We start from the raw sequence: 25,424 nt of genomic DNA, 5'->3' as shown, positions 1-25,424 counted from the left end.
CGGCAGTCGTACGCAGTTTTTCTGATTGTGACTTGCTGATTTATCAAGCCGGAGCCGATCAACATATCGATGATCCGCTTGGTGATTTTCTGACTACGAAGGAACTGGCAAAGCGAGATCGAATCGTGTTTTCAGTTGCGAAAGAAATCGGTATTCCGCTCGTCTGGAATCTGGCTGGTGGCTATCAGACACCGTTGGAACGTGTGCTTGAAATCCACCGAAACACGATGGTTGCTTGCCTAGCCAAGTATGTGACGAGTGCAAATCAGTGAGCTTTAAATCGAACAGAGTAAACGCCAACTATTGCAACATTCAAGGTTAAAACCGCTCATGCGGCATCAAATAACGCCACAGCCCGGGCTGTAATTTGGCCATCGATATTCGCCCGATTCGGATTCGTTTCATGGCCAACACCTGTAGCCCAACAATTTTACACATATGTGTGATCTGCCCGGGTTGCGCTCCCTTGAAGGCAAAGCGCAGCCGGGTTTCGTTTTGCCAACTGACCTTGATCGGGGCCAATGCCCGACCATTAAAACTAAGTCCGTGACTGAGTTGTTTGAGCCCATCAGAAGGTAGTTCACCAACAATTTCCACAATATATTCTTGCTCAATCGTGGCTGCATCATCGATCAGCTTACGCATCACTCGAAAATCCTGGGTAAATACTAACAAGCCGCTAGCATTTTTCTCTAACGGTGTGCCTTTCTTCAATTGAGCAAAGTGTTGCTTGGTGATGTGAATTCCGGATGGATCGTCAGCCGCCCGCGTATCGGCGCAAATTAGTTGCTGCGCAAAATTAGCATCCATACCTGCGACTAGCGGTTGATGAAACAACATGGTCACTGGCACAACCGGAATGAGGCTAGCTTCAGGGTGGAGCTCGATTTTCTCTTGCTGTGACACCATGGCCTGCGGTTTTTCCACCACTTGTCCATCGACCATTACCCAACCACCTACAATATAAAGTTCGGCTTCCCGGCGTGAACACAAGATTAATTCAACAAGACGTTTCGAGAGACGAGCAAGGGCTGCCATGGCAAGTGCATACTAAAAAAGGAAGGCTATTGTAAATGCTCAAGTCTAGCTATCACATGTAAAATACGAACATGGATGCAAATAAAAAATCAGTAAGAACTCCCAGTTTGGATGGTATCACCCTGGAAACTATCATTACAAAACTATCCGAGAACATGGGTTGGGAAGCTATGGGCACTGCTGTGCCAGTGCGATGTTTCACTCACGATCCCAGCATAAAATCCAGCTTGAAATTTTTACGCAGAACGCCGTGGGCCCGCAAGAAGGTGGAGCAGTTGTATTTACAACAAGCTCAAGCTGTTGGTTAAATATTATTCTGCACGCTTAACGGACAGTTTTCGACACACAGCAGGGTTGGACTGTTTGTAAATAGACGATCAAGATCTGAATTAGATGCCGCCGTCAATTAATACGGCTAAGTAAAATTGCTATCATTAATATTGTTGAGCAGGCAGTCTGGCAGATAAGTTCACACATATCCTGGCCAAATCAATAATAATCAGTGCGGCTCTTGTACACTGACAATGCGGATCTTGCGCTCGGAAGGTGGGTAGTCCACGCCGGCAGCGCGAATTTTCTCGATTATCGCCAGGTTAATCTCCGCTCCCACCGAGCTATAATCGGGTGCCTTGACCCAAGGTTTGACAGCGACACCGATTGATGCGTCGGTAAGGTTCCTCACTCCAATGAATGCCGCAGGCTGGCTCAACACGCGTGAATTAGCCTTAACCACTTCGGCGATTGCCGTGAGAGCTCGCTCAAGATCATCAGCTCGGGCGATGGCTACACGCAAGTCAAGTTGCCGGATATGGCCGTAGTTATGCAGGATCTCCCCGACAATTTTGCGGTTGGGCACTATAACCATTGAGCAATCCCCTTGGCTCAGCTTGGTGGAAAAAAGGTCGATTTCCTCGACTTGACCCTCGACGCCGACTATAGCGACATACTCCCCCACTCGAAACGGTTGGGTAAAGATAATCGTGAGCCCCGCCACGAGATTGCCCAACACCCCTTGCATCGCAAGAGCAACCCCAGCCCCAGCCAAACCCAACCCGGCGATCAGAGGCAGCAATTCAATACCAAGATTTTGCAGCGCCATGATCAGGAAAAGACCGACCACCATCAGACGTGCGAGACGCACAAGAAGTAATTGCACCGGGGGTTCGAGTTGAAGCTTGCCAAGCCAGCGATTGAAGACTGCACCGACCCAGCGCCCTGCATAAAAACCTACTACCAAGATGAGGATAGCAACAACGACCTTCGGTCCAAATTTGATGCCTAAGTCGATAAGTGTATTTTGCGCTTGTTCGATGACAGCGAGTTGATTCTGCATGGTTTGATTCCCGTTGGTTTAATTACATGATTTTAGTAACCTGTGAATTACTAGGCTATGTATGGGGTATCCCATGAGACAGTTTTGGATCTATAGAAGTACTATTTTTTAAAACGCCTGCAATTCGGGACATTAATCACTGCGGTATCTGATTGATCACCTTCATTAGGTGTGGCAGATCGGCGGAGCTTTTCGCTGTCAGTTTCTTCCCCTCTATTTTCTCTTGGCTCCAGTCCACCGCCTCTCCCGCACCCATTGATACCACGGAGGCAATTGCAAATACCAATATGCCGCGTTTTGTGCCATTGTGCATACCCTGTTCATTCAAAAAACGGCGAACATACCAAGCGACGATGAAAAACACGATAGTAGAGATTATCAGGTTCCATATGGAAGGCAGCAAAAACATAATATTTATTTTTAAGTTAGAGCGTTAACATTATTATTTCGTTGGTTTTTTTCCTTGAAAGTCAGAAAAAACGAGGCACCCATCAAAGTTGTGACACTACCCAGATAAAGGAGATTGAGTGGAGTCGATATCTGTTTGTCGTCATTGATCGCACAATGCGATGAGCCATATCTACCGCAATCAAACTGAAACCCACGCCGCCGACTGATACAGGCCGCCCCGATGAGATACGAAAGAATCTAACGGACAAGCATGTGTTAAATCTCAGCTGCGCTGACAGAGGCATCGAACTCGCCTGTCGTCTAAACCATAGCATAATAAAACTCTTCAGCGGGCAGATCAGCGGCCTAGTCAGGCAAACCTGCTCGCCTTAACAACAGAACCGGAGATAACTACTCTGGCTCTCCTATTTCAATATCTATCACCACCCTACCCCGCAGCGTGCTTTGAATCACCGGACACGCATCCATGTCATTGCAAAAATGATAGACAAAAACCAGACTTACTTGTTAAACATTTTTATAAACGAGTACTTGACTTGATAGCCATCCACTCATCTGCTCGTCGTTGCGCCTCTTCAATTGCGGATGGTGTCAAGTACGATTCCGCAATCTCTAGCCCATCTTTTGCATTCTCGTCCCCATCTACGCCAGCAATGCGGAACCATTTATATGCTTCAATAAAATCCTGTTTAACATCGTTGTCTGGTGAGTATATGGATCCTAGATTCAATTTAGCCACCTTGAATTGTGCCGCCACATCTCCCTGTTCTGCAGCTTTACTCAACCAAAACATAGCTTGCTGATAGCCCCGTGGAACGCCTTCGCCATTTGCGTACATAAATCCTAAAGTATATTGTGCTTCCGCATCTCCTTGCTCTGCGGCCATTCGGAACCAAGTTGCGGCCTTCTGGTAGTCCTGTGTAACACCTCGGCCTTGTTCATGCATAAGTCCTAAATTATTTTGTGCTAGTACGTGCCCTTGTTCTGCGGCCTTGGTCCACCAAGATACAGCCTGTTGCTCATCTTTTGTGATACCTTGCCCCCCCTCACACATAAGTCCTAAATAGAATTGCGCCTCAGCATGTCCTTGCTCTGCAATTTTCTTAAATAATTCTGCCGCTCGGGTGTAATCCTTGTTAGCAACAAACTTCATTCCTTCCTCAAAGTTCTCAGCTAAATCTGGTTGTGTTAGCGCTACCATATTACGCCTATCACTATTAACAGCTGCATAATTCTTCTCCCTATATAGTAGTGTACAAATTTGTAAAAACAAACACTTATCTTGTTTTAAACTGTATTACCCACCCGCACGCAGCTGCATGACGCTGCCCCCACTCTTACTAAATTGCCTATATTCTTGCCATACCTTCGCTTGCCCTCGCCTCACGTCGTTTAGTGTCCGATTATTTAGTCGGCTAACGTACCTTCACCATTATAAAACACAAAGTATTCGAATTAGCGATGTTATCAGCCCAGTATTTCGCCATCCCTTCAACGATCAACCAACTTCTTCAATTCGACCTCAATTTGTTCGCTTCAAACTCATTCCTCGTTTGAAATATAACTTTCGTTCGACTCCTAATCATAAATATGAAAAAGCTGTAGTAGTATTTTCCAATTCAGGTATGAGCCTGAAGCGATTACGGACTTGGTGATTTGATGGTGCGAGTTGGTCGGGTTAAAAATAAAGTTTAATGGATTTTTGCTAATCGGTTTTGAGTCTGAGGTCTCCCCACAAAACCCCGTTGCATTTCAATAAACTAGGGCGTACTGTCCGCACCAAAACAGCACATGCATGGCAGGTTTATTGTCTCTTTCGTAGCGTCTAAACTGCGAAGGAAAACCCGCCATGCATGCGATCACAACCTTACACCGCATTCTTTCCACAAGCTTCCCCGTAATTCACGCAAAACGCTTAGCCAGTTTACTGGCTGCTGTCGAGGCGGTGGTAACGGGCAGTCGGCTGACGTTAAGCGATATGGGGCGCGGGCTGACCGGCTCGGTCGCCGTCAAGCACAACATCAAACGCATTGACCGGCTGCTCGGCAACAATTTGCAGCACACTGAAATATCCAAGTTGTACGAGGCACTTGTCCGGCAGTGCTTGAACGGAATATCGATGCCGCTGATCATCATCGACTGGTCAGATTTAACGCCTGATCGACAATGGCAATTGTTGCGCGCTTCGGTTGCTGTTGAAGGCCGTAGCATAACCCTGTATGAGCAGCTGTACCCCCAATCGCAGGCAACATCACCGCGCGTGCATCAGGCGTTTCTTACGCAACTCGCCACCATGCTGCCGACAGGTTGTGTCCCCATTCTGATTACCGATGCCGGTTTTCGTGGTGCGTGGTTCAGATTGGTCAACCGCATGGGCTGGTATTGGATCGGTCGTATTCGTAACCGCGACATGGTCAGTCCGGCAGATGTTGATACGTGGGCTGGCTGCAAAACACTCTATCCATTTGCTACAGCAAAAGCGAGGTCACTCGGTCAATTCAACTATGTACGAAATCATCCTGTGCCATGCCGTCTGGTGTTGATCAAACACGCAAATCAAAAGCGCCACAAGAAGAGTCGCCTGGGTAAGCTGGACCATTCGAGCCGTAGCCTGAAGAATGCCCGCGCGCAACGCGAACCATGGCTGTTGGCAGTCAGCCCAAAACTTGATCACTTGAGTGCTCAAGCTGTCGTGGCCGTGTACGCCCAACGGATGCAGATTGAGGAGTCATTCCGCGATTTGAAGAGCGATCGTTTCGGCTTAGGATTCTCTGCCAGCCGATCCACGCAGAAAAACCACTTGGGTGTGTTACTGCTGGTCGCATATCTTGCCTCGTTCGTACTGCGCTTGATTGGTGAGGTGGGTAAAGCGCGACAGTTGGAGTTAAAATTCCAGAGCAACACGCGGCGTTCGCGCCCGGTTCTCTCTGTGATTACTTTGGCATTGCAGCTTATACAACATGGTATGGCGGCATTCCCGCCGCATGAGCTTGGTGCAGCCCTTGAACGGTTGCGTTATGATCATCCTGCGCTGCAACTTTGAGGGGAGACCTCAGGGTCAGACCCCATTCATTGATTCCTCTAACTCTAGGTCAAATCAAGTCGGAGCGCACATGACTATACCTTCATCGATCCAGCCGCGCGCGACGACTTCCTGAATAGCTGCTGTAGCACTGGAAATGCGATGATTGCTGTCGACACCGCGGGCAAACCCATTGTTATAGGCCCGGTAGACCGGCGCTGTCCCGGTCGGACATATACCATTGGTCGGTGGAGTCGAAACAAAATCCAGACTTTCGAAATTCCAGCGCTTCTGCGCGGCGGGCGTGGTGGTCTGAAGCTGCTTAAGGCCATCACATTCAGAGGCCGATGCTGTATAGAAATGCGAATTGGGGCCGGGGACCTGGCTGCCGTAGAAGCGGAAAACGGGCGTGCTGCCGCCCGACTTGAAACTATTTCCGGTTCGAATCCAGCCAGGCCCCGCGCTACCCCCGTCGATGCCTGCAGCCTCACCGGCGTTGGCGGTAATGAAATAATGATCCAGGTTGGTGTTATAGAACTCAACGACGGGCAGACTGGTGAATGCCCCGTTTGCACCTATCCGCTGGGCATAGATGTCCCAACTTGCGCCGCTGCGAATATCAGACCAGGTGATAATCGCCCCGCCGCTGCCGTCGCTTATTATGGTTTGATTAAATTGGTAATTTGCAGCCGTGGATATCGCGACTCCGTTTGCGTTCCATTGCACCACTCCGCTCGAGCTTATCCGCTAGGCATAGATGTCCTGATTTGTGCCGCTGCGAAAATCCTGCCAGGTGATAATCGCCCCGCCGCTGCCGTCACTTGTTATGGTTGGATTTGATTGGTCATCTGAGGCCGTGGATATCGCGACTCCGTCTGCGGCCCACTGCACTACTCCGCTCGCGCCTATCCGCTGAGCATAGATGTCCCAATTTGCGCCGCTGCGAAAATCCCACCAGGTGATAATCGCCCCGCCGCTGCCGTCGCTTGTTATGTCTGGACTAAATTGGTCATTTGCGGCCTTGGATATTCCGACTCCGTCTGCGGTCCATTGCACCACTCCGCTCGCGTTTATCCGCTGGGCATAGATGTCATTAGTGCCGCTGCGAGCATCCTGCCAGGTGATAATCGCCCCGCCGCTGCCGTCACTTATTAGAGTTGGATCAGATTGGTGATTTGCGGCCGTGGATATCGCGATTCCGTCTGCGGCCCATTGCACCACCCCGCTCGCGTTTATCCGCTGGGCATAGATGTCAGTACTGCCGATGCGAGGACCAGTAAAGGGGATAGGGCCAAAGTTGCGACTATCCTGCCAGGTGATAATCGCTCCGCCGCTGCCGTCGCTTGTTAGGGTTGAATTTACTTGGTCTTCTGCGGCCGTGGATATCGCGACTCCGTCTGCGGTCCATTGCACCACTCCGCTCGCGTTTATCCGCTGGGCATAGATGTCATTAGTGCCGCTGCGAGCATCCTGCCAGGTGATAATCGCCCCGCCGCTGCCGTCGCTTATTATGATTGGATAAGATTGGTGATTCGCGGCCGTGGATACCGCATTGTTGACCGCCGGGTTGGTTGACCAGGCGGCAACGGCATTGCCGGACAACAGGCCGGCAAACAGAACAACAAGCGGTGCAATAAAACAGGACATCCGGGGTACTGCGCTAAAACTTTCCATAGTGCGTCCTTTTTGAAGATGTTTTTGTTCACTTCGTTTCTGAACCAAAAAACAAAACCCACATGTTCTTAAAATGGATGCACGCGCTTATTTGCCTAGGAATTAAGAATAGGAATTTCAAACGCAGGAGTTAAAGTATCCATGAGCCACCGCTCTCCTGTCAATGAGGTAGGCTGGAGGAAATAGACACCTCCGTTTTGTTAAACTTAAAACGGTACATTATCAGGTCCGCGTCCGTAACCAATCACCCCTGTCAGAAAACGTAGCATTGATCTCTTGATGAAACGACAGTTGGCATTCTTGTCATTACGGGCAGATCATCGGTCCCTGCTGTCATTTTGGGGCAGAATTTTGAATGCCCATTTCTGGCTATCATTCGACATTTTTCTGCGCGGGCGGTAGCATCGCGCTCCATTTTCTATCGGTTCGGTTTACCCCTCTCCTGCCATGTCTGTTGAAACTCCCGCCCGCACCTGCGGCATCGATTTCGGTACGTCCAACTCCACCGTAGGCTGGCTGCGTCCCGGCCAGCCTACCCTGCTGGCACTGGAAAACGGCAAGCCCACCTTGCCCTCCGTAGTTTTTTTCAATGCCGAAGAAAACACCGTAAGCGTCGGCCAGGCCGGCCTCAAGGAATATCTGGATGGCTACGAAGGCCGCTTGATGCGCGCCTTAAAGAGCCTCCTCGGCAGCAGCCTGATGGAAGGCAAAACCGAAATCCAGGGCCGCTCGCTGCCCTACAAGGAATTACTGACTCAATTCATCACCGAACTCAAGCACCGCGCCGAAACGGCGGCGGACCGCTCTTTCGGCCAGGCCGTGTTTGGTCGGCCAGTGTTTTTTGTGGATGACGATACGGCGGCCGACGATAAAGCTGAGGTGACGCTGGAAGCCATCGCCCGCACCGCCGGTTTCCGCGAGGTGAACTTTCAGTACGAGCCCATCGCCGCAGCCTATCACTACGAACGCCAGATTAACCACGAGGAACTGGTGCTGATCGCTGACATCGGCGGCGGCACCTCCGATTTCTCCCTGATCCGGCTCTCGCCGCAACGCGCACTGGCAGCCGACAGGCGCGACGATCTGTTGGCCAATAGTGGTGTGCACATCGGCGGCACCAACTTCGACCGACAGCTGAGCCTGGAAGGCGTGATGCCCCTGCTGGGCTATGGCAGCCTGCTCAAGCGCGGCCTGACCATGCCCTCCAGCTACTACATGAATCTTGCCACCTGGCACACCATCAACCAGGTCTATACCAGCCGCACTTGGGCCGAACTACAGGAGCTGTACCTGAACACCCAGGCGCCTGAAGCCATGGACCGCCTGCTCAAGCTGATCCGCGACCGCGCCGGCCATTGGTTGGCCGTGCAGGTGGAGGAAGCCAAGATCACCCTGTCCGCCGGCAATAGCGCAGCCCTACATTTGGATAGACTCGCACCCGGCATGCGCCACACGCTGACCCGCATTGAGTTTGAAAAAGCGTCGGCGGAGCTGGTAGAACAGATCGGCAACACTCTGAGCACCTTGCTGGCAAAGGCTGGCGTGCGTAGCGAGGCGGTGGATACGATATTTTTCACCGGCGGTGCCAGCGGCGTACCCATGCTGCGCGAACGCATTGCCGCAATCTTACCTATGGCCCGGCGTATGGAAGGCGACTTGTGCGGCAGCGTTGGCGCCGGTCTTGCGGTAGAGGCAAAACGGCGCTTCGGCTGATAACGCGGAAATTCGTAGTCCAACCCACACATCACTACTCGCGCTTTGAAAATTCTGTAAGAAGATCCATCAAAAAAACGTTTTAAAATCTCTTACCCAACCTCTGTTCAAACAGAGTAACGATGGCAGATGAATCCTCTTCACCCATTCCCGCCTCAACAAGGGCATTGATATAAATAGTCGCCATCCTGGTGCCCGGCAATTCAATAGCCAGTTCATCTGCAAATTGCCGCACGATGCACAGGTCTTTCTGATGCAGCTTGGCTTTGAAACCAAGCGTGAAATTATGCGTAAGCATGCGTTGTCCCTGCACTTCAAGTATTCGGCTGCCTGCAGATCCTCCCAGCAAAGCTTGCCTTACTTTTGCAGGATCCGCACCGGACGCAACAGCCAGCGTAAAGGCTTCAGCAATCGCGGCGAGCGTTTGTGTTATCACAACCTGATTGCACGCTTTGCTCACTTGCCCGGCACCATGATCGCCGATATGAACAATGTTTTTTCCCATCACTTGCAGCACAACCAATGCTTGCTGAAATACATCGGCCTTACCACCCACCATGATGGAGAGCGTGCCATCGATAGCTCCCTGGCTGCCACCCGAAACCGGTGCATCAAGCATGTTAATTTTTTTCTGCGCCAGCGCTGATGCTATTTGACGGGTGACTGAAGGTGAGATGGTGCTCATGTCGATTACCGTGCTGCCGGTTTGTGCGCCGTGAATGATGCCCTGTTCGCCGAGGATAACTTCCCGTACATCTTCGGTATCGGAGACATTGGTAAAGATCAGGTCGCAATGTTTTGCCAGTGCTTGCGGGGTGTTGCATGCCTGCGCACCGGCCTGCACCAATTGCTGCATTTGTTCGGAGCGACGCGCATACACCCACAGCGGATAATCCGCTTTGAGCAAGTTATTGGCGCAGGCATGTCCCATCACGCCCAAGCCGATGTAACCGATATTGGGTTTCATAAGGTCTCGCAGTTCAAAAATCAGAAAAAACAGGCTACAGCATTGCAATCATTTTGGCGAGAAGCTTAAATAGAAAAGCTGTCGCAGTACCCTATTGTTTCAAATAGGAATTTTTTGGTCTACTCGCCGCACCTGGGCCACATTATTACCCGCTTTTATCATCAAGGAATTTTAACTCCAACTGTCGCGCTTTACCCACCTCATCAATCAAGCGCAGTACGAACGAGGCAAGACATGCGACCAGCAGTAACACACCCAATCGGTTTTTCTGCGTGGATCGGCTGGCGGAGAATCCCAAGCCGAAATGATCGCTCTTCAAATCGCGGAATGACTCCTCAATCTGCATCCGTTGGGCGTACACGGCCACGACAGCTTGAGCACTCAAGTGATCAAGTTTTGGGCTGACTGCCAACAGCCATGGTTCGCGTTGCGCGCGGGCATTCTTCAGGCTACGGCTCGAATGGTCCAGCTTACCCAGGCGACTCTTCTTGTGGCGCTTTTGATTTGCGTGTTTGATCAACACCAGACGGCATGGCACAGGATGATTTCGTACATAGTTGAATTGACCGAGTGACCTCGCTTTTGCTGTAGCAAATGGATAGAGTGTTTTGCAGCCAGCCCACGTATCAACATCTGCCGGACTGACCATGTCGCGGTTACGAATACGACCGATCCAATACCAGCCCATGCGGTTGACCAATCTGAACCACGCACCACGAAAACCGGCATCGGTAATCAGAATGGGGACACAACCTGTCGGCAGCATGGTGGCGAGTTGCGTAAGAAACGCCTGATGCACGCGCGGTGATGTTGCCTGCGATTGGGGGTACAGCTGCTCATACAGGGTTATGCTACGGCCTTCAACAGCAACCGAAGCGCGCAACAATTGCCATTGTCGATCAGGCGTTAAATCTGACCAGTCGATGATGATCAGCGGCATCGATATTCCGTTCAAGCACTGCCGGACAAGTGCCTCATACAACTTGAATATTTCAGTGTGCAGCAAATTGTTGCCGAGCAGCCGGTCAATGCGTTTGATGTTGTGCTTGACGGCGACCGAGCCGGTCAGCCCGCGCCCCATATCGCTTAACGTCAGCCGACTACCCGTTACCACCGCCTCGACAGCAGCCAGTAAACTGGCTAAGCGTTTTGCGTGAATTACTGGGAAGCTTGTGGAAAGAATGCGGTGTAAGGTTGTGATCGCATGCATGGCGGGTTTTCCTTCGCAGTTTGGTCACTACGAAAGAGACAATAAACCTGCCATGCATGTGCTGTTTTGGTGCGGACAGTACGCCCTAGTTTATTGAAATGCAACGGGGTTTTGTGGGGAGACCTCAGGGTCGGACTCGATTCATCTATTAAGTCTAATCCCATTGATATTTTTTTGTAAACAACACCATTCTTTTACCAAGCGCTCGATGCCAAATCTTTTTCATTTAAAGTGCATCATCAACTGCTTGTTGCCAATAACGTGCGTGGCTTTTGCGATATCGCTCCACACTAACATTCTGCGTATCCATTTTCACCATAATTGCGCCGTCCTTGTCTGAGCGCAATAGTTCGCTGCCAATCGCGCGGTAACGCTCGACGATTTCTTCCTTGGGATGGCCAAAGCGATTGCGGTAACCCACAGTGAATACAGCATAGCGTGGATGTACGGCCGCTATAAAAGCATTCACCGACGAGGTCTTGCTGCCATGGTGTGGCACCACTAAAATCGTGGCGGGGAGCTCTTCCTCATGTTGTTTCAATAACCGCCATTCGGAATCTTTTTCAATGTCAGCGGCAAGCAACACGCTGTTTTTGCCCGTGCTGATTTTCAATACACAGCTGCGGTTATTGTCGCGGATTTTTTCTTCCGCATAACTTTCCGCTGTCGGGTATAGCACTTCAAAGTGCACTCCGTCCCATTCCCAGGTTTGCCCATCTATGCAGCGTTGGGTGTTTGAAGCGTGTTGCAACAGGGGATGGTTTGCTGCGAGAGAGGATGAGAGCCAACCTACTGGCAACCCTTGCAAAATAGATAATGCGCCGCCGGTATGATCGTTGTCATCATGGGTAAGAATCAGGCCGTCGAGATGAGAGATGCCCATGCCGCGCAGCGCCGGGATGAGAATACGGTTGCCACTGTTGGCCTCGCTATTAAAATTGGGACCGGTGTCATACAGTAGTGCATGGTTGTGTGTCTGTGCGGCTACCGCCAAGCCTTGTCCGACATCAAAAATTACCAGGTGTAACGTACCTTCTGGCGGTACTGCGGGCAGTACCAGAAACATCGGTAGCAGGGCGATCAGCCCCAGCCAGCGTGCAGGAAATCCACGCGGTAATAACATCCATAACACACCAAACATACCGATGACTATGCTCCATGTGGGTGGTGCATGCTGTGTCCATACCACCTCTGGCAGACTATTCAGCCATTCCAGCAGGTTGACGCACACTCCCATGGCCTGATGTGCCAGCCACAGCGGCCACTCGAAGGGAAGCATAGCGCCCAGCAGGGTGAGCGGCACTACCACGAAGCTGACCAATGGAATGGCAAAAGCATTAGCGATGGGCGACACCAGTGAAACTTGCTGGAACATTGCCAACAGCGGCGGAATCAGCCCAATGCTCATAGCCCACTGTACGCGACCATAGGTTACTAACCAGTGCGGGGGGCGCAAACGGTGCGCCGTTACATAAAAAATTAATGCCACCGCACCGAAAGAGAGCCAGAATCCCGGCGACAGCACTGCCCATGGGTCGAGCAGCAATACCACGAGCAAGGCGGCGGCAAGAATTTGCGACGGTGCGACAGTGCGTGAGAGCCATAACACGGAGGCAATCGTCGCCAGCATATATACCGTGCGTTGCGCCGGCACACCATAACCCGCCAGTAGCGCATAGCCGAGTGCCACCAGCAGGCCGATGAGTGCAGCAGCTTTGCGTGCCGGTAACGCGCGCGTGAGGCGCGCACTGCGCCGCCATAACCAATAGCTTGCAGCAAACGCCAGACCGGACAGCATGGTGATGTGCAGACCTGAAATACTCATTAAATGATTAACCCCAGTGCGCGTGAAAACCTGCCACTGCGTGGCTGGAATGCCGGCCTGGTCGCCGATGGCAAGCGCGGTTAAAACGCCGACGTAATTATTTTTTTCGATGACACTCATTTCATCGCTATCGAGAACTTCTTTCCCGCTTGTGGTGTGTGGAATTCGTAATGGATGAAGCTGATTGGGGAATGGGTTTAACGTTTTCTGAATATGATCACGTACTTTTTCGCGTAGGCTCTGGATATAGTAATCCGGCGATTGCACTAACGCATCCAGTCGCACGTTATCTTGCTTTCGATGAATATAACCATTGGCGCGCAGCTTGTTTTCCAGCATCCATGCTTCAAAATCAAAATCGTGAGGATTACTGCTGCCGTGCGGCTGCTTCAAGCGTACTGTGAGCCGCCAGCGTTCACCGGCGTGGATGTCAAGAGGCTCTTCCCGTATACCATCGTAACTGGCAAGCAGGATGCGTGGCGGAACAATGGCATTGGGGGTGAGTACCTGTTCCACATCAAATACAAAACGAAGTCCGTGTTCATGCTGTGTGGGAAGCTTTGCTACCACGCCTATGATTTGAATATCTTTGCCCTGCCATTCGGCAGGTAGGGCATCGGATAAACGTTGTTGGGCAAAAAATGCTGCGTAGAAAAAACCAAAGGTACAGGCAAATGTTGCAAGAAGAGCGGGGTATGCTTTGCGCTGCAAAAGAGTCCTACGTGGTAGTAGCAAAATACCAGCGAGCAATAAAGTCAGTCCACTCCAAGCGAAATTGGGAAGTACTGCCTGTTGTTGCAACAGCCATACGCCAAGTGCAAAAAATAAAACGGCATAGCGCATGGCTTGCCTAGTGCCGCCGAATGAGCTTGAACAATTCGAACCAGAGCACGCTGCACAGACCGGCAGCAAAACTCAGCGCGAGTTGAGAGGGGGTGAGAGGGGCGAAGTGAAATATACCGCGTAAAAAGGGTAAATGCAGGGTCAGCAGAAGGAAGGAAAGTGCACCGCCCACCACCCACCACAGGGCAGAATTGCTGTTGTTGAGCGAACTGAAAATGTTAAATTGCCAGGAACGGTTGACCAAAATTAGCCCAATATTACCGATGACGAGTGTGGAAAAAGTCAGTGCGCGGGCTTCTTCTTCCGCTGCGCCATGATGCAGCGCATAGCCCAGTACTATGAGTGTGGTCAGCAACAGCACCGTACCCTGCAACAGGCTAAGCAGGATGACCTGTCTCCCGAACAGATGCTCCCGTGGGCTGCGTGGCGGGCGCCGCATGACATTGTGCTCTGCCGGTTCCGCTTCGAAGGCGATGGAGCAGGCCGGGTTGATGATCATTTCCATAAACACGATATGAACCGGAACGAATACCGTTGGCCAGCCCAGTAACAATGGAATCAACGACAAGCCGGCGATGGGTATGTGTACCGCAAAAATATACGCCATCGCTTTGCGCAGGTTATCGAAAATACTGCGCCCGATACGCACGGCGCGCACGATTGAAGCAAAATCATCATCCAGCAATACCAGTGCGGCTGCTTCGCGTGCCACATCGGTGCCACGCCCACCCATGGCGATGCCGATGTGCGCCGCTTTTAACGCGGGAGCGTCGTTTACTCCGTCACCGGTCATTGCCACTATATCGCCGTTTGCCTTGAGCGCGTTTACCAGTCGCAGTTTTTGCTCTGGTACCATGCGCGCGAAAATATTGTTGTGACGGATGCGTTCGCGCAATGTTGCATCATCCATTTTATTAAGTTCCGTACCACTAATAATGTTGTCGCATCCACCGGGCAGGCAGATTTGTTGGGCAATTGCGGCGGCGGTAGCGGGATAATCGCCGGTAATCATTACTACACGAATGCCTGCCGCAGTGCAGTCTTTGACCGCCGCTGCAACGGTAGGGCGGACTGGATCAGCCAACCCGATCAGGCCGATAAATTCGAACTCGAAATCATGCTGGACATCTGGCCATTCACGACCGCGATAGCTGGCCTTGGCTACTCCCAATACGCGCATACCTTGTGCAGCGAGTATATTTACTTGAGTAGAGAGTTTAGATAATTGATGCTCATCCAGATGACACAAATCGGCTACTGCTTCCGGCGCGCCTTTGGTTGCCACTACATATTCATTGCGGTCGCTTGCCCGCCATACGTGCGAGAGTGCGAGCAGCTCCGGCGACAATGAATATTCATGCACCAGCGCCCAATCACGGTGTAGGTGTTCTGTGTCAGTCAGATAATATTCGCCGAGCCTGTGAAAGGCTTTTTCCATTGGGTCAAAGGGATCGGTTTTACTCGCCAAAATACTGAACTCGACCAACTCATGAAATGTCTCGGGTAGTGGAGTGCGCGATGCAGTCACTACGAACGATGCATCGCCAGCGATTAATTGCTGTACTGTCATTTGATTGAGCGTGAGTGTGCCGGTTTTGTCCACACACAGCACAGTGGCCGAGCCTAGCGTTTCCACCGTGGGCATGCGGCGGGTCAATACCTGATGGCGTGAAATGCGCCATGCCCCCATCGCCATGAACACGATCAACACAAATGGATATTCCTCCGGCAAGATTGACATCGCCAGCGTTATGCCAGCCAGAAAGCCGTTAAGCCAATCACCACGGCTAAGGCCGTAGGCTATTATCAATAGCAAGCTTAACAGGACGCCGACAATGGCGAGGTTGCGCACCAGTCTGTTGATCTCTTTTTGTAACGGCGTGGTTTCGTCATCCAAGACCTGTAATGCCTTGCCGATCTTGCCAAGTTCGGTGTGTGGTCCGGTCGCCAGCACACGCGCGGTGCCGCGTCCTTGCACCACCAGCGTGCCGGAATATACAAACGGCAAATTATCGCCGCCGGGCGGATGCAGCTTGAAGGCATCAGGTTGACCGATCTTGCGAACCGGCACCGATTCGCCTGTGAGCATTGATTCATCCGTCGCAAAATCATTGCAGGAAATCAGTGCCGCGTCCGCCGAGACCCGGTCACCTTCGGCCAGAATCAGAATATCGCCACACACCACTTCATGCCCGGCGATGCGTTGCGCAACACCTTCACGCACCACTAGCGCGCGCGGGCTGCTGATGTCGCGTAATGCCTCCAACACACGTTCCGTCCTGAGCTTCTGATAAATGGTGATCCCTATCACCATGCACACAAAGCCCAGCAACATCAGTGCATCGCTGACATCGCCCAACAGCAGATAAATCACTCCAGCCACCAATAACAGCAAGAACATTGGCTCGCGTACCGCTTCTAGTGCAATCGCCGGGATGTTGCGACTCCTGGCTGCGGGCAATTCATTCTTACCTTCAGCTTGCAGTCGCCGATGTGCTTCGGCATACGACAGGCCACTCATATCAGTTGGATCGGGTATTTTCTGGCTCATCTGTGCAAACTTCCCAAAGAGGGCTGGTATATCAAATATAATCAGGTAATCTACTATTACTGATTTTGCTCAGTAACGATTTTGCCTTATTCAACGAATGCTCGTGCCGAAAAAATATTTTAGAAAACTCCTGCCCAGCCATGAAACATTCAAACAAAGCCGTTGGGCGCGTTGGTTTGGTGGCTGGCTACATCATCCCAACCTATGGCATCTTAACCGCCATTCAGTGTCGGGCGGCGTAGCCGTCGGGCTGTTTACCGGGCTGATTCCTGGTCCGCTTCAAATGATTGGCGCAACTTTGCTGGCAGTGCTGTTCCGCGTTAATTTGCCGGTGGCTGTGGTCACTACGCTGTACACCAATCCATTTACCATCGTGCCTTTGTATGCGCTGGCATATCAGCTTGGTGTATTTGTTACCGGGCATCATAACGGCCAGTCGCCCGTGAGTTTTTCCCTACCGGAAATGACTTGGGTTAACTGGCCTGCCGTCATGCTGGATTGGATTGTGTCATTGGGCAGACCTCTCGCTGCCGGCTTGCCGCTGTTGGCGTTAAGTTTTGCTATTGTGGGTTATTTTAGTGTGCGCATGTTGTGGCGTGCGCTTGTGGTATGGGAGTGGCGTAAGCGTTCATCACGGCGGCGATGATTTTCAAGAGTGGCGCATATGCCACGGTGCTCAATTTTTTTATAACCTGGTATGGATTTCGGCAAGTCGGACTTATTGACTAAGATAAAAAAGATTGTGATGAAAAAACTTGACCAATTGAATTTTGATAATACTTTTTCTCGGCTGCCAGATATTTTTCATAGTCGCCTGAATCCTACGCCGTTGCCCAATTCCTATTTGGTTAGTTTTAATGCGAGTGCTGCCGAATTAATTAATCTGGATGTAACCGAAGTTGAGCGCGCGGATTTCGTCGAGTATTTTATCGGCAATCGTTTGTTGCCCGGCAGCGAGCCGTTATCGATGCTCTATGCCGGGCACCAGTTTGGTTACTTTGTGCCGCAACTGGGAGATGGACGCGCAATTTTGCTTGGTGAAATAAAAAACAGCGATGGAGAGTATTGGGATATTCAATTGAAAGGGGCCGGTATCACACCGTTTTCGCGCGAAGGTGATGGGCGTGCCGTGCTGCGATCCAGCATTCGTGAGTATTTGTGTTCAGAAGCAATGCATGGCTTGGGTATTCCTACTTCTCGTGCTTTGTGCATTGTGGGCAGCGATGCAGAGGTGTACCGTGAGACTATCGAAAGCGCCGCTGTGGTTACTCGTTTATCACCGTCGCATGTGCGTTTCGGTTCGTTTGAGGTTTTTGCCTATAGGGGTCAGCACGAGCCGATCGCCGTGCTCGCTGATTATGTTATTGCCAAGCATTTCCCGGATATCAGCGATGCGCCGGACAAGTACTTGCGTTTTTTGAATGAAGTAATTACGCGCACCGCAAGTCTGTTGGCTAAATGGCAGGCTGTCGGTTTTGCACATGGCGTGATGAATACGGACAACATGTCGATCCTAGGACTGACTTTCGATTATGGCCCATTCGGCTTTATGGAAACCTACGACCCGGGTTTTATTTGTAATCACTCCGACCATGGAGGACGCTACGCCTTTGATCAGCAGCCGCAAATCGGCCTGTGGAATCTGGCTTGTCTGGCGCAGGCTTTGACGCCTATTATCGCGGTGGAGGAAGCACAAGCGGCCCTGGAAAATTACGAACCGACATACTTCAAATACTATACTGAATTGATGGGCAAGAAGCTGGGACTAACCAACGTCAGTAAAGAAGATGCTTCTCTCGTTACCCCACTGCTGGAAATGATGCGCGCAAGCCAGCTGGATTACACCAATCTGTTTCGCAGTTTAGGTCTGTTCAAATTCGCGCCGGATGAGAAAAACAGCGAGTTACGTGATCAATTCATCGATCGAGCGGCATTCGACGTATGGGCTGACGTTTATCGTACACGCTTGCAAAGTGAGCCGGGAACGGACAAGGAGCGAAAGATACGCATGGACAAGGTCAACCCTAAATATATTCTGCGTAATTCCATGGCACAAAGTGCGATTGCCCTGGCGGAGCGGGAACGTGATTTTTCGGAAGTAGATCGCTTGCTGGCATTGCTTAGCCGACCCTTCGATGAGCAGCCAGAAATGGAAGATTATGCTGCGCCAGCACCGGATTGGGCGCGTCATGTCGTGGTAAGTTGTTCATCCTGATGAATGAATGCTGTCTGTACAGCTTTTGGCTTGTCAAAGCAACACCATGAAATTTAGTCGGAATTTAAGCTTGTCCAATAGAGTAGAAATTCCGTATTGTTTGATAACGAATATCTGCGGCTAAAATTGTTCACACGTAATATCGGCATGAGAAATTTCCCATACAAATCCGCAAAAAAACCAAAAGTTAGGTCGCTATGTTAGATGAGCATAGCGCATTGAGCGACTGGCTCGCCTATCTTGAGACCAAGCATCCTAAAGCCATTGATCTGGGTCTTGAGCGCGTTGCAAAAGTTAAACAGCGGCTGGGACTCAAGCCAACTTTTCCTGTCATTGTTGTAGGGGGAACTAACGGTAAAGGTTCAGTGTGTGCAATGCTCGAGAGCATACTGCACGCGGCGGGTTATCGCGTTGGCTGCTACACCTCGCCTCATTTGCTGGATTACAACGAACGCGTCCGCATCGGCCAGCGGCAGGCCAGTGATGCGATGCTGTGTGCAGCATTCGAGCGAGTAGAGCAGGCGCGTGCTGCTCTACCCTTGCAAAACATGGATGCCAGCTTGCAGGGCAATGATGAATTATCAGAAATTTCATTAACCTATTTCGAGTTCGGCACGCTGGCTGCGATGCAATGTTTTATTGATCAAGCGGTAGAGGTGGCGATACTGGAAGTTGGCCTGGGTGGACGGCTGGATGCGGTTAATGTGTTCGATCATGATTGTGCGGTAGTTACCAGCATAGACTTGGACCATATGGAGTATCTCGGTGATACACGTGAACAAATTGCATTTGAGAAGGCGGGAATTTTTCGTGCTAGGAAAGTGGCGGTGTTTGGAGATAGGAATGTGCCTATTACGATTCGCACACAGGCGCAGCATGTCGGCGCGCAGCTGTGGTGTCTGGACGAGCAATTCAGTTTCACGGCAGGCGCGCAACAGTGGAATTATCATGGCGTGAGTGGTACTCGCAGCGCCTTGCCCTATCCTGCTTTGCGTGGAGCATTTCAATTGCACAATGCCAGCGCCGCACTGGCGGTGCTGGATACGCTAAAGAATAAATTACCGGTGAGCATGGCAGCGGTGCGACGCGGCTTGGTCGAGGTAGTGCTACCAGGTCGTTTTCAGGTTGTGCCCGGCAGACCGATGCTGATTTTAGATGTGGCGCACAATCCCCAAGCGGCACGCTCGTTGGCGCAAAATTTGGCCGACTTGCCGCCTTGCCGTAAGACTTTCGCCGTGTTCGCCATGCTTAAGGACAAGGATATGGCCAGTGTGGCGCGTGCGCTCAAGGGGCAAGTGGATGTCTGGCTAGTGGCTGGCATAGCCGCGCCGCGCGGTGCAACGGCCACGGAATTGTCCAGAGTGTTATATGCCGAGGGAGTGGAAAGTGCGGTGTTGACGTTTGTCACAGTAACAGATGCGCTACAGCATGCCTGTAATGAGGCCGTTGAAAATGATAGAATTATAGCGTTTGGTTCATTCTATACAGTAGCAGAGGTGATGCGTGCGCAGTCTGCGCTACGCGTTGATTTGCGCGGAGACACATGATGGCAAAGCAACTCATGGATGATGAAGTCAGTCTGAAGCGTCGAGCAAGACGGCGGTTGATTGGCGCAGTAGCCCTTGTCATCGTAATTGTGGTGCTGCTGCCCATGGTGTTGGATAGCGAACCCAAGCTAGGGGGCCAGGATATTGAGCTGCGTATTCCGGACAAAGATAAGGTGGGTGAGTTCATGCCCAAGATGGACATGCCGTCTGTCTCTGTTCTTGCGGCTTCTTCACCGGTTGCTGCTCCTGTTTCAGCTGTGCCCAGTCCGCCTGTCATTAAAGAACAGGTCATCGCGGCATCACAAGCGATTGAAAGTAAGCTTGCTCCACTCAAGTCTGAAGTTAAGTCTGTTGGGGATATTCACATAGAGAACAGGCAGATCACGCCACACGCTGGCTTTGTGGTACAGGTTGGCGCATTTGCCAATGCCGATACCGCGCACCAATGGCAGAAAAAATTGAGTGAACAAAATATTAAGGTTTATACCGAGAAGATAGGTAACAAAATTCGCGTACGTGCCGGCCCTTATGCCACGCGTGAAGCTGCAGACAATGTATATAAAAAGCTGGAGGCGCAAGGGCTGAAACCGACGGTAAGTCCAGCGTATTAGGCATGACCTGGTTTGATTATACTGTTTTTATAATTGCCGTTTGGTCGGTGTTGCTGGGATGGTGGCGAGGTTTTGTGTATGAAGTGTTGTCGCTACTCGGTTGGGTGGCAGCTTACGCGGTGGCACGTTGGCAGGCAGTTAATGTGGCAGCGTTAATGCCGGCAGAGCTGGGGATAGATGCGATCAAGGTTACGGTTGCTTTTATCTTGCTGTTTGTGGCGACCTTGATCGTGAGCGGTATCGTGATATGGTTGTTATCGAAATTAATCAAGTTGACCGGCCTCGGTTGGATAGACGGCCTATTCGGCAGTCTATTTGGCATGTTACGTGGCATGCTGTTAGTGCTGATGTTGGTTCTGCTAGCGGGATTGACTGATTTGCCGAAAAAGCCGTTTTGGCGCGAGGCGAAGTTAAGTAAGCCATTAGAAAGTATGGCCCTAGCTAGCCTGGTCTGGTTGCCAGATAGCGTGGCGCGCCGTGTGCATTTTGGATTAAGAAAATGAATATTGGGGTTAAAACATGTGTGGCATTCTAGGCGTTGTTGCGCAAACATTGGCTAATCAAGTTCTATATGATGGCTTGTTAGTGCTGCAGCATCGCGGGCAGGATGCCGCCGGTATTGCTACTATTGAAGGAAATACCTTTCACTTGCACAAGGGTAATGGCCTGGTACGCGATGTATTCCGTACGCGTAACATGCGAGCGCTGCGAGGCAATGCGGGCATAGCTCATGTGCGCTACCCTACTGCGGGCTCCGCCATTGATCACAATGAAGCACAGCCATTTTATGTCAATTCGCCATTTGGCATTGTGCTTGGGCATAACGGTAATTTGACCAATACCGAGCAATTGCAGCAAGAATTGTTTTTAGAAGACAGGCGTCATGTCAACACCAATTCCGATTCTGAAGTGCTGCTTAATGTGCTTGCGCATGAATTACAAGCTAATTCAACAATGCGCTATCGCCTAGATATTAAGAATATCTTTGACGCCGTATCCGGGGTGCATCGTCGCTGTCATGGTGCTTATGCAGTGGTCGCGATGATTGCGGGTTATGGCTTGTTGGCGTTTCGCGATGTTTATGGTATTCGGCCACTGGTATTGGGTAGTCATCAGACTGAAAATGGCACGGAATATTTGATTGCTTCGGAAAGCGTAGCGTTGGATACGCTCGGCTTCAAGTTTCTCCGTGATATCGCACCAGGTGAAGCAGTGTTTGTTGACTTTGATGGGAATCTTCATAGTCAGCAATGTGCAGAAAATCCAACACTCAATCCATGTATTTTTGAATATGTTTATCTAGCGCGTCCGGATTCGGTGATTAATGGAATTTCCGTATATGAGACACGCTTGAATATGGGTGAAAACCTGGCCGACAAAATTACTCGCGAATGGCAGCAACATGATATTGATGTTGTTATCCCCATTCCTGATTCCAGCCGCCCTAGTGCCTTGCAATTGGCTAATCGTTTAGGTATCTCATTTCGCGAAGGTTTTGTGAAAAATCGTTATATAGGGCGTACCTTCATCATGCCGGGGCAGGCAATGCGGAAAAAATCGGTGCGCCAGAAACTAAATGCAATCAGCGTGGAATTTAAGGGTAAAAATGTCCTGTTGGTAGATGATTCCATCGTACGCGGTACCACGAGCCGTGAAATTGTTCAAATGGCGCGTGATGCCGGAGCGCGCAAGGTGTACTTCGCCTCCGCCGCTCCCCCGGTGCGTTTCCCTAATGTGTATGGCATAGACATGCCGAGCCGCAAAGAGCTGATTGCCACCGACCGCAGTGATGAGGAAATTTGTCGTGAAATCGGTGCAGACAGATTGGTTTATCAGGATCTTGATGACCTCAAAGCGGCAGTACGCAAGACGAACCAGGATATTCAGTACTTCGACGCTTCATGCTTTGATGGTGATTACATCACTGGAGATGTCACATCAGAGTATCTCGATGCAATTGAAGCGGCGCGTGAAAATGGCAAGGTAAATACGGACGAGGATGTCAGCCAGCTTGATCTTGATCTAGTCGCCAACCCGTAATCAGAATTGCTGTTAAGCGGTTGAGATTATCAGTTTCCCAACGATCGATCTGCTTGAACTCAAAGTGTCAGAAAGAGCATGCTATATAAATAACAATTCTCCTTCGATACTGAAATCGAGGATTGAATTTGTTTGACAGGGGCTAGTCTTTTAACATAAAATTCGCGCCCTTCGAAGTTTACTATTTTTTGTTTTAGGAAGCGTCATGAAAACATTTTCAGCTAAGCCCCATGAAGTCCAGCATGACTGGTATTTGGTAGATGCTGCCGACAAGATTTTAGGTCGTTTAGCTAGCCAAATTGCAGCCCGTCTACGCGGCAAACATAAGGCGATATATACACCGCACGTGGATACGGGCGACTTTATTGTCGTGGTCAATGCTGAAAAGCTGCGCGTGACCGGCAACAAGGCGCAAGACAAGGTCTATCACCGTCACACTGGTTATCCTGGCGGAATTTATACAACTAATTTTATGAAGTTGCAGGAACGTCATCCAGACCGCGTGCTGCAAAAAGCGGTCAAAGGTATGCTGCCAAAAGGTCCGTTAGGCTATGCCATGTTGCGCAAGCTTAAGATTTATGGTGGTGCTGAACATCCGCATTCGGCGCAGCAACCTAAACCTATTGATCTATTGAAAGCTTAATCATGAACGTGACTTACAACTATGGCACCGGTCGCCGCAAGAGCGCAGTAGCTCGTGTATTCATTAAACCAGGCAAGGGTGATATCGTGGTAAATGATAAGCCACTCGATATATTTTTTTCGAGAGAAACTGGTCGCATGATAGTTCGTCAGCCGCTGGAACTGACCGACATGCTTAACAAATTTGATATTATGGTAAACGTGTGTGGAGGTGGTGAATCTGGTCAAGCGGGAGCGGTGCGCCATGGCATCACTCGTGCTCTGATAGATTTTGACGCGAGCTTGAAGCCAATGTTGAGCAAAGCTGGACTCGTTACCCGTGATGCGCGTGAAGTTGAACGTAAAAAAGTTGGTTTGCGCAAGGCGCGCCGCCGCAAGCAATTCTCCAAGCGTTAAGCGTATTTGGAGTGTTTGGAAAAGCCGCCTTTGGGCGGTTTTTCATTTTTGTTCTACTATTTCGTTTATAAATAGTTGGCACAGTTGAGCGCTTCATAAACCGGAACAATGCCCTGACAGTTTGAGTGCGCGCAGAACAGGCTGTAATCGTTGATCCTGTATCTTTCGTGATGGCGATTTCAATTGGTTATGGCACTGTCGACCGCCTTACAGGGATAATAGCTGCTGAGATGTATCTGCCATAGGTAACGCAAAATAGGGGAAAGAAGTGATCAAAGTTGGCATCGTTGGAGGAACAGGTTATACGGGAGTCGAGCTGTTGCGGTTATTGGCACAACATCCACAAGTGGAGTTGTGCGCCATTACCTCGCGCGCCGACCAAGGGATGCCAGTCAGCCAGATGTTTCCCAGTTTGCGTGGCTATGTGGATTTATGTTTTACCCACCAAGATGAGTCACGTCTGGATCAATGTGATTTAGTATTCTTTGCCACACCCAATGGCATTGCCATGCATCATGCACGCGCATTGCTTGACGCAGGGGTACGGATAATAGATTTAGCGGCGGATTTTCGTATTCAAGACGTGGCGGTTTGGGAAAAATGGTATGGTATGAGCCACGTCTGTCCTGATCTGGTTCCTGAAGCAATATATGGTCTGCCAGAGAGCAACCGTGAGCAGATAAAACATGCACGGCTAGTGGCCAATCCGGGTTGCTATCCAACGGCTGTGCAGCTCGGTTTCCTTCCGTTATTGGAAGCGGGGATTGTGGATTGCAACAGTTTGATTGCCGATGCGAAATCAGGTGTGTCTGGCGCGGGGCGCAAGGCAGAGGTTAGTATCATGTTTTCCGAGGCAGCGGACAATTTCAAAGCTTATGGCGTATCTGGACATCGCCATTTACCAGAAATTAGTCAAGGGCTCGCGCGAGCGGCACAACAGAAAATTGGTTTGACCTTTGTGCCACATCTTACTCCGATGATACGCGGTATTCATGCCACATTGTATGCGCGCCTACAATGTGATGCCGACCTGCAAGCGCTATATGAGCAGCGTTACGCCAATGAGACATTTGTGGATGTAATGCCAGCCGGCAGCCATCCGGAAACGCGTACTGTACGCGGTGCGAATTGCTGCCGTATCGCGGTACACCGGCCGCAACAAGGTAATACTGTGGTTGTATTGTCAATAATTGACAATCTGGTTAAAGGTGCGGCCGGTCAAGCGGTACAGAATATGAATATTATGTTTGGTCTACCTGAAACGACAGCGCTGACCAGCATCCCTTTGCTGCCTTAGAATGCATTAAGTCAATTTAGGGTAATTTGAAGTGGGGTTATCAGTAATGGATTCCAGCTGTACATCGTTTTCGGTATTCTTTGCATAAT

Annotated in this window: 23 protein-coding genes; 13 read left to right on the top strand and 10 right to left on the bottom strand. The window is 50.6% G+C overall.

Annotated elements, in window-relative coordinates; all coding sequences use genetic code 11:
* Nucleotides 1-32: 32 nt before the first annotated feature.
* Entirely contained in the window at nt 33-272 is a 240-nt protein-coding gene (locus W01_RS13235; RefSeq protein ID WP_173055425.1) for a hypothetical protein, read from the top strand.
* A gap of 46 nt (nt 273-318) precedes the next feature.
* On the opposite strand, the gene W01_RS13230 is transcribed toward W01_RS13235, so the two are convergent.
* Nucleotides 319-1,038 carry an rRNA pseudouridine synthase gene (locus tag W01_RS13230; RefSeq protein ID WP_173055424.1) on the bottom strand — a complete coding sequence of 240 codons (720 nt, stop codon included), beginning with the start codon at nt 1,036-1,038 and terminating at the stop codon, nt 319-321.
* 71 nt (nt 1,039-1,109) lie between these two features.
* On the opposite strand from W01_RS13230, the gene W01_RS13225 reads away from it, so the two are divergent.
* Nucleotides 1,110-1,346, top strand: coding sequence for a VF530 family protein (locus W01_RS13225; protein ID WP_173055423.1), 237 nt, complete (start codon nt 1,110-1,112; stop codon nt 1,344-1,346).
* A 191-nt stretch (nt 1,347-1,537) separates the two neighbouring features.
* Here W01_RS13225 and W01_RS13220 read toward each other — a convergent pair whose 3' ends face one another.
* From W01_RS13220 to W01_RS13210, 3 genes are all read right to left on the bottom strand, one after another.
* The gene (locus W01_RS13220) at nt 1,538-2,371 is read right to left on the bottom strand and encodes a mechanosensitive ion channel family protein (RefSeq protein ID WP_173055421.1); all 834 of its coding nucleotides are present in this window, start codon (nt 2,369-2,371) and stop codon (nt 1,538-1,540) included.
* A 136-nt stretch (nt 2,372-2,507) separates the two neighbouring features.
* Nucleotides 2,508-2,780 (bottom strand): hypothetical protein, encoded by a 273-nt coding sequence (locus tag W01_RS13215; protein WP_173055419.1) that lies wholly within the window; start codon nt 2,778-2,780, stop codon nt 2,508-2,510.
* 519 nt (nt 2,781-3,299) lie between these two features.
* The gene (locus tag W01_RS13210; RefSeq protein ID WP_173055417.1) at nt 3,300-4,055 is read right to left on the bottom strand and encodes a tetratricopeptide repeat protein; all 756 of its coding nucleotides are present in this window, start codon (nt 4,053-4,055) and stop codon (nt 3,300-3,302) included.
* A 576-nt stretch (nt 4,056-4,631) separates the two neighbouring features.
* On the opposite strand from W01_RS13210, the gene W01_RS13205 reads away from it, so the two are divergent.
* A complete protein-coding gene (locus tag W01_RS13205; RefSeq protein ID WP_173055415.1) occupies nt 4,632-5,825 on the top strand; it encodes an IS4 family transposase in 1,194 nt (397 codons plus the stop codon).
* A gap of 54 nt (nt 5,826-5,879) precedes the next feature.
* Here the strand turns inward: W01_RS13205 and W01_RS13200 are convergent, their stop codons facing one another.
* Together W01_RS13200 and W01_RS13195 are read right to left on the bottom strand one after the other, a co-directional pair.
* On the bottom strand, nt 5,880-6,530 hold the full coding sequence (locus W01_RS13200) for a hypothetical protein (protein WP_173055413.1): 651 nt from the start codon (nt 6,528-6,530) through the stop codon (nt 5,880-5,882).
* A 21-nt stretch (nt 6,531-6,551) separates the two neighbouring features.
* Nucleotides 6,552-7,478 (bottom strand): hypothetical protein, encoded by a 927-nt coding sequence (locus W01_RS13195; protein WP_173055411.1) that lies wholly within the window; start codon nt 7,476-7,478, stop codon nt 6,552-6,554.
* A gap of 447 nt (nt 7,479-7,925) precedes the next feature.
* On the opposite strand from W01_RS13195, the gene W01_RS13190 reads away from it, so the two are divergent.
* On the top strand, nt 7,926-9,191 hold the full coding sequence (locus W01_RS13190) for an Hsp70 family protein (RefSeq protein WP_173055409.1): 1,266 nt from the start codon (nt 7,926-7,928) through the stop codon (nt 9,189-9,191).
* 82 nt (nt 9,192-9,273) lie between these two features.
* Here W01_RS13190 and W01_RS13185 read toward each other — a convergent pair whose 3' ends face one another.
* The 4 genes from W01_RS13185 to W01_RS13170 form a co-directional block, all read right to left on the bottom strand.
* Nucleotides 9,274-10,158, bottom strand: a complete 885-nt coding sequence (locus tag W01_RS13185; protein WP_173055407.1) for an NAD(P)-dependent oxidoreductase — start codon at nt 10,156-10,158, stop codon at nt 9,274-9,276.
* Between the two features lie 145 nt (nt 10,159-10,303).
* Nucleotides 10,304-11,368 (bottom strand): IS4 family transposase, encoded by a 1,065-nt coding sequence (locus W01_RS13180; RefSeq protein ID WP_173055405.1) that lies wholly within the window; start codon nt 11,366-11,368, stop codon nt 10,304-10,306.
* 226 nt (nt 11,369-11,594) lie between these two features.
* A complete protein-coding gene (locus W01_RS13175) occupies nt 11,595-14,036 on the bottom strand; it encodes a DNA internalization-related competence protein ComEC/Rec2 (RefSeq protein ID WP_173055403.1) in 2,442 nt (813 codons plus the stop codon).
* Nucleotides 14,037-14,043: 7 nt separating this feature from the next.
* Nucleotides 14,044-16,587 carry a cation-translocating P-type ATPase gene (locus tag W01_RS13170; RefSeq protein WP_173055401.1) on the bottom strand — a complete coding sequence of 848 codons (2,544 nt, stop codon included), beginning with the start codon at nt 16,585-16,587 and terminating at the stop codon, nt 14,044-14,046.
* A gap of 97 nt (nt 16,588-16,684) precedes the next feature.
* Between W01_RS13170 and W01_RS13165 the strand changes: the two genes are divergently transcribed.
* The 9 genes from W01_RS13165 to argC all read left to right on the top strand — a co-directional run bounded on the left by W01_RS13165 (nt 16,685) and on the right by argC (nt 25,335).
* Nucleotides 16,685-17,233: a DUF2062 domain-containing protein gene (locus W01_RS13165; protein WP_173055399.1), complete on the top strand. Its 549-nt coding sequence runs from the start codon at nt 16,685-16,687 to the stop codon at nt 17,231-17,233.
* 99 nt (nt 17,234-17,332) lie between these two features.
* Entirely contained in the window at nt 17,333-18,802 is a 1,470-nt protein-coding gene (locus W01_RS13160; RefSeq protein ID WP_173055397.1) for a protein adenylyltransferase SelO, read from the top strand.
* Nucleotides 18,803-19,020: 218 nt separating this feature from the next.
* On the top strand, nt 19,021-20,349 hold the full coding sequence (folC, locus tag W01_RS13155; RefSeq protein ID WP_320416766.1) for a bifunctional tetrahydrofolate synthase/dihydrofolate synthase: 1,329 nt from the start codon (nt 19,021-19,023) through the stop codon (nt 20,347-20,349).
* Nucleotides 20,349-20,960, top strand: coding sequence for an SPOR domain-containing protein (locus W01_RS13150; RefSeq protein ID WP_173055393.1), 612 nt, complete (start codon nt 20,349-20,351; stop codon nt 20,958-20,960). The genes folC and W01_RS13150 overlap by 1 nt, the downstream gene beginning before the upstream one ends.
* Before the next feature lie 2 nt (nt 20,961-20,962).
* Entirely contained in the window at nt 20,963-21,463 is a 501-nt protein-coding gene (locus W01_RS13145; protein ID WP_173055391.1) for a CvpA family protein, read from the top strand.
* Between the two features lie 16 nt (nt 21,464-21,479).
* Nucleotides 21,480-23,000, top strand: coding sequence for an amidophosphoribosyltransferase (gene purF, locus W01_RS13140; protein WP_173055389.1), 1,521 nt, complete (start codon nt 21,480-21,482; stop codon nt 22,998-23,000).
* Between the two features lie 205 nt (nt 23,001-23,205).
* Nucleotides 23,206-23,643 (top strand): 50S ribosomal protein L13, encoded by a 438-nt coding sequence (gene rplM / locus W01_RS13135; RefSeq protein WP_173055387.1) that lies wholly within the window; start codon nt 23,206-23,208, stop codon nt 23,641-23,643.
* Nucleotides 23,644-23,645: 2 nt separating this feature from the next.
* Entirely contained in the window at nt 23,646-24,038 is a 393-nt protein-coding gene (gene rpsI, locus W01_RS13130; RefSeq protein WP_173055385.1) for a 30S ribosomal protein S9, read from the top strand.
* Nucleotides 24,039-24,306: 268 nt separating this feature from the next.
* Nucleotides 24,307-25,335, top strand: coding sequence for an N-acetyl-gamma-glutamyl-phosphate reductase (argC, locus tag W01_RS13125; RefSeq protein ID WP_173055383.1), 1,029 nt, complete (start codon nt 24,307-24,309; stop codon nt 25,333-25,335).
* Nucleotides 25,336-25,424: the final 89 nt, after the last annotated feature.

This window comes from Candidatus Nitrotoga sp. AM1P (genome assembly GCF_013168275.1).
In the GTDB taxonomy this organism is placed as follows: domain Bacteria; phylum Pseudomonadota; class Gammaproteobacteria; order Burkholderiales; family Gallionellaceae; genus Nitrotoga.
Note: the sequence above shows the minus strand (reverse complement) of the source record. Positions and strands in the feature narration are given on the sequence as shown.

Coding starts and splice junctions, on each gene's coding strand:
- W01_RS13215 (WP_173055419.1), bottom strand. CDS start 2,780: ATGTTTTTGCTGCCTTCCATATGGAACCTGATAATCTCTACTATCGTG.
- W01_RS13220 (WP_173055421.1), bottom strand. CDS start 2,371: ATGCAGAATCAACTCGCTGTCATCGAACAAGCGCAAAATACACTTATC.
- W01_RS13195 (WP_173055411.1), bottom strand. CDS start 7,478: ATGGAAAGTTTTAGCGCAGTACCCCGGATGTCCTGTTTTATTGCACCG.
- W01_RS13165 (WP_173055399.1), top strand. CDS start 16,685: ATGCTCGTGCCGAAAAAATATTTTAGAAAACTCCTGCCCAGCCATGAA.
- W01_RS13145 (WP_173055391.1), top strand. CDS start 20,963: ATGACCTGGTTTGATTATACTGTTTTTATAATTGCCGTTTGGTCGGTG.
- W01_RS13205 (WP_173055415.1), top strand. CDS start 4,632: ATGCATGCGATCACAACCTTACACCGCATTCTTTCCACAAGCTTCCCC.
- W01_RS13160 (WP_173055397.1), top strand. CDS start 17,333: ATGAAAAAACTTGACCAATTGAATTTTGATAATACTTTTTCTCGGCTG.
- rpsI (WP_173055385.1), top strand. CDS start 23,646: ATGAACGTGACTTACAACTATGGCACCGGTCGCCGCAAGAGCGCAGTA.
- rplM (WP_173055387.1), top strand. CDS start 23,206: ATGAAAACATTTTCAGCTAAGCCCCATGAAGTCCAGCATGACTGGTAT.
- W01_RS13190 (WP_173055409.1), top strand. CDS start 7,926: ATGTCTGTTGAAACTCCCGCCCGCACCTGCGGCATCGATTTCGGTACG.
- W01_RS13185 (WP_173055407.1), bottom strand. CDS start 10,158: ATGAAACCCAATATCGGTTACATCGGCTTGGGCGTGATGGGACATGCC.
- W01_RS13225 (WP_173055423.1), top strand. CDS start 1,110: ATGGATGCAAATAAAAAATCAGTAAGAACTCCCAGTTTGGATGGTATC.
- W01_RS13180 (WP_173055405.1), bottom strand. CDS start 11,368: ATGCATGCGATCACAACCTTACACCGCATTCTTTCCACAAGCTTCCCA.
- W01_RS13175 (WP_173055403.1), bottom strand. CDS start 14,036: ATGCGCTATGCCGTTTTATTTTTTGCACTTGGCGTATGGCTGTTGCAA.
- W01_RS13170 (WP_173055401.1), bottom strand. CDS start 16,587: ATGAGCCAGAAAATACCCGATCCAACTGATATGAGTGGCCTGTCGTAT.
- W01_RS13150 (WP_173055393.1), top strand. CDS start 20,349: ATGGCAAAGCAACTCATGGATGATGAAGTCAGTCTGAAGCGTCGAGCA.
- purF (WP_173055389.1), top strand. CDS start 21,480: ATGTGTGGCATTCTAGGCGTTGTTGCGCAAACATTGGCTAATCAAGTT.
- W01_RS13230 (WP_173055424.1), bottom strand. CDS start 1,038: ATGGCAGCCCTTGCTCGTCTCTCGAAACGTCTTGTTGAATTAATCTTG.